This is a genomic window from Ruminococcus sp. (assembly GCF_017650195.1).
Classification (GTDB): Bacteria; Bacillota; Clostridia; order Oscillospirales; family Ruminococcaceae; genus Ruminococcus.
This window is the reverse complement of sequence record NZ_JAGCFH010000029.1, coordinates 1-4,642: the sequence shown is the minus strand read 5'-3', so window position 1 is coordinate 4,642 and position 4,642 is coordinate 1. Positions and strand designations below refer to the sequence as shown.

Below are 4,642 nucleotides of genomic sequence, written 5' to 3'. Positions count from 1 at the left end.
TGGTAATACATGCAATATATCTGCCATTTGATACGCTACTTTATATTGTTTTGAAAATAATAAATCCTTAAAAAACAATAATGTTTCGACAATAAAATGCTTATAATATTCGTTACAACTTTCACTACAATTATCAATATCTCTCTTTAATTGACTATTCCATGGTACATTTACAGTTGTTGAATGGGGCGGCAGCTATGTCAAGCCATAAACATATCTGAAAATTGTATACAAACAAAAAATCCGCCCGTAATTGATACGGGTGGATTTTTTATATTATAAAATTTGAGTTATTACACTATCATTCAGGTGCCTGGAAAATTCCTCTTACGAAGCAATAGATGTGAGAATGAATAGAGTCGTCACCATGGTGTCCATTGTTTACAACGTGCCATACATGAGGTACATTGTTATTTTTGAAGTTGTTATGATATCCCTCGGGAGTATTAAGTCCTACAACGTCGTCCTGAGTACCGCCTGTTATCATCAGGAGATACGGCTGATCGTCGGGATTGCTCCACTTCCATGAGCCCGAAGCACCGGGTGCGGGGCATATAGCACGTACATAACCGAACTTGTCGCCGTGCTTCATGCCTATCTGGAGTGATTCGCGTCCACCCATTGAGAAGCCTGTTACAGCTGTATTCTCTCTGCCTGTAGCTACGCTGTACTTGCTCTCGATATGAGGCATGAGGCTGTCAACTATATCGTCTACGAAGTTGTCGTATCCCTCGTTCGAGCCCTGGTCAGCGAAGCCTGTAGCGTCATTCATCGTTGCACTTGTGAATACGAAGGGTACAACTACGATCATGTCCTTTGCCTCACCCGAAGCTATAGCGTTTCCGATGATCTGCTGTGTGTACATCTGTCCGTTGCCCTGTGTTATCATACGATTCTCGTTTTCAAAGAAGCCATGGAGCAGGTAAAGCACCGGATATTTCTTGCTTGAATCATAGTTTGCGGGAAGAAGTATATTGTAAGGCTTGTTCTTGTTGGCCTTCTTTGAGAAGTAGGTCTCCCTCTTGAGCGTTCCGTACTGTACGCCCTGCTTCTTCATGTGTGAATCATTCGGCTCGTTGTTTACCAGTGCAGCCTGCACCTTCTTTGTGAGCTCCTCCACAGTGTATACCTGTGATGAAGAAGATGTAGTTGTCTCAGGTACAGTGCCTGTTCCGCCTGTTACAACTGCTGACTTTGTACCCTCTGCTGCAATCAGTACATCGTCAATATAGAAATTCATAAGATCGCCGGATTTCTCGATAGTCTCCACATATAGCACCATATCACCTGAATTGTCAGGTATAGTGAATGATGTGTTTTCAATCTTTGTCCACACACCGCTCTCACATGTAGCCTTCGCAATAGCTGTATATAAAGCGCTGTTGCCGCTTCCCTGCTGAAGTGATACCTGAATATCGGCTGAACCGCGTGAAAGCTGGAGAGCTGCAAGACTGATGCTGTAAGTCTGACCTGCTTTAAAATCAGAGCCAAGTGTAACAGATGCTCCGTTCCATTCGGATTCTCTGCCTGTTACAGCAAGTGACTTACCCGATGTACCGTAGTATGCGTCTGGCGAAGCCGATACAGAAGCAGAACCTCTTCCGCTCCAGCTGCCGATACCTGAATCAAAGTTATCATTTAAAGAACCAACTGCAACAGGAGCTGTTGTAGTGATCTCGGTAACAGTAGTTCCCGGATCTGATACAGCGGTTGTTGTAATGTCCCATGCCGATACGTCTATACTGTCGGAATAGCTCTCAGGGAGAGTCTTGATAAGACCTAACAGATACTTCTGTATAGCAAGGGCATCATTGGATGTGATTCCGCCGCCTGCTTCACATACGTCACCATTGTAAAAAGCCGTTGAGGAGAGTATGTACTTGTTGGGGTTTGCAAGTGACTGCATGATTGCTACAGCATCGCTCATATCAACGTCGCCGTCGCAGTTTGCATCGCCCCATTTAGTTACGTTTTTGGCGAATTCCTCTTTGGGATCGAATTGCTTTTTGGTCGTAGTGGTTGCAGTTGTTGTCGTAACAGTTGTAGTAGCTGTTGGTGTAACGACTGTTTTTGAATTCTTGAGGTATTCGTCAACCACGTTAGCCCAGTACTTGCCCATTTTCTCGTATCCCTCAGCGTTTGGATGAACACCGTCGCCTAGATCTGCTGTTCCGTTGAGACAGCCGTGTATATCAGCAAATGTGACCTGCTTGCCATTGCTGTTGTACTCGTTTGCTACCTTCTTAACAGCAGCGTTATAGTCTGCGATCTGAGCTGATCTGTCTCCGCCTCCGAACATACCGCCGCCAAGCTCGGGTATTGTCGAAACGAAGAGCATAGCATCAGAAGACATCTCTGCAAGGAAATAATCGATGAGGTCGCGCAGATCCTGCTCACATACACTTGTTGCGCGGTTGCCGTTCATATCGTTTGTACCAATAATAAGAAGAATGATATCCGGATTAGCCTGCTTGACAGCATTCTTCTGCTTTAGGACATCGTACAGGCTGCCAAAGCCTGAGTTCTGCTTTATGGTATAACCGCTGTAACCGGCGTGATTATCGTCATAAGTGACGCTTTTGCCGTTGTAATTGAATGTTGCAGCATTCTTTCCCTCAGGTCCTACGAAATCGATATTGTTGTAGCCCTTTTCCTTAAGGAAGTAGTCAAGGAACTTACGATATCCGCCTGTATCGCCCATACCAAAGGTAATGGAGTCGCCTGCGGGCATTATTCTTATCATGTTCTCGTTCTGAGAAGAGAAATTTCCGCCGTTGTTATCGGAAAGCTGCTGATCTCCGTTAGTGCTGCCTGTGTCACCGAAGCCGCCCCAGTTCATACCACCTCCATTGTCGCCGAAGCCGCCCCAGTTCATTCCACCTCCGTTGTCACCGAAGCCGCCCCATGTCATACCGCCGCCGAGATCACCGAATCCGCCTGCTGAAGTTGATAGAGGTACGCTTGCCGTGAGCATCATTGCGGATATGATCCCGCAAATGACAGTTTTTAATTTTGACTTTTTCACTAAAAATCACTCCTTTAATTTTTTACTTTAACAGTTTAAATTAGGCTGAGATTTAGCAATCCTCCAATTAATCTATCTTTATAATTAAATTATACATTATTAATAGGCAAAAACAAGCTATTTATTGCTATTTTGTTTCTAATTATTGTTGAATATTTATGACCATTGCTCATTTTTATCAATATTTGCAATACAAATATAACTATTTTTTATTTGAAAACAGATCCTTTTATGCAGCATCAGCGGTCTGCTCTGATATTTTAATCCTCTGATTTAATCGGGCAAAGTATTGTTTATCTCGTCATTTAGCTAAATAACTATTATCCGTTATAGCCGTATTTATATAATCACTTCCTTAATCATAGAATTAAAAATGGCTATGCAGGTCACTCAAAGCATAATGATGATGAGGACTAATGAAATGAGGCTCTCCGTAAAGAAGGATACCCATATAGAAGTTTTGCCCCTGAGCGTTACAAAGCACTCAGGGGCATTGTGTCTATAGCAGGGCTAAGCAAATTAGAATCTAATCATCTATCTTGTTGATAAACTCTTTTATATCCTGTGACATCTGTTCAGACTCTTTTTCGATGATCTCATAGTGTGTACAGTCAAATGATTTGAAAGAAGTGCTTTTAAAATCATCAACATAACTGTGAGCAATATCCTGCCATATTTGTGTATCCATTTCCGTGACACCATTTGTCAAAAACAAATGCATTGGTTTATCCGGAATTGGTCGGCTATCAACAAGATCACAAGCATCAGGGATAGTAACGAATTCACTGTAGTTGATGACTTTATTGCCGAACTTACGGCAAACAAGCGCACGTTCAAGTTTAATATCATCTTTTGAGTGCAGTGGAGAAAATGCGCTGTCCAGAGCAAACAGTCTTATGATACCCGTTGCCCTTGCGATGCTCATAAATATGGTAGTTTTCTTCAAAGAATCTGTGTCAATGTTCATTTTCTCCAAATGCTTTGGAAACGCCATATCAATGCCTATTACAGCTTCTACCTCATCAGGATAATCCTGAACCCATATCAAAGTATCAAGTCCTGATTTTGAGTATGGACACAAAATATAGGGTGCTGCCACGCCTGCGTTTTTAAGGGCAGTGCGGCATTCATCAACCATTGTTTTATAATCTCTTTCAGTATCGACAATATCACTCATGCCATAGCCGAATTTTTCTACCACAACAGTCTTACATTCACTACTAAGTTTGCTGTAAAGCGGCTTGAATGTGATTGCGGGAGAAGTGTCTTGTGAGGGGGATAAAAATACAAGTGTATGCTTTCCTTCACCCTCAACGTATACATTCATATTATGACCGTCTACTTCAACAAGCTGTCCGGGGTAATTTTCAAGAAGATTATCTTCTTTACTGAGCATAATACGATTGTACACGAACAGTATCACTACTATTATGATATCCAGTATTAAAAATGTAAGCAATATTTTTCCTGCAATTTTCAATGCTTTTTTCATATGATAGTCTTTCTTTCAATGTAATAGATTTAGATTTATCTTATCAACTATTATACTTCCGAACGATATCAATGTCAATATAAAAGCTATAGTACTTCTGACCGAATATCAGAAATACTATAGCT

2 protein-coding genes are annotated in these 4,642 nt (G+C 41.7%); both read right to left on the bottom strand.

The features are described from left to right. Positions 1 to 301: 301 nt before the first annotated feature. A complete protein-coding gene (locus J6U00_RS01250; protein ID WP_296577803.1) occupies positions 302 to 3,025 on the bottom strand; it encodes a GDSL-type esterase/lipase family protein in 2,724 nt (907 codons plus the stop codon). A 526-nt stretch (positions 3,026 to 3,551) separates the two neighbouring features. Further along, positions 3,552 to 4,484: a hypothetical protein gene (locus tag J6U00_RS01245; RefSeq protein WP_296577802.1), complete on the bottom strand. Its 933-nt coding sequence runs from the start codon at positions 4,482 to 4,484 to the stop codon at positions 3,552 to 3,554. Between the last annotated feature and the right edge of the window lie 158 nt (positions 4,485 to 4,642).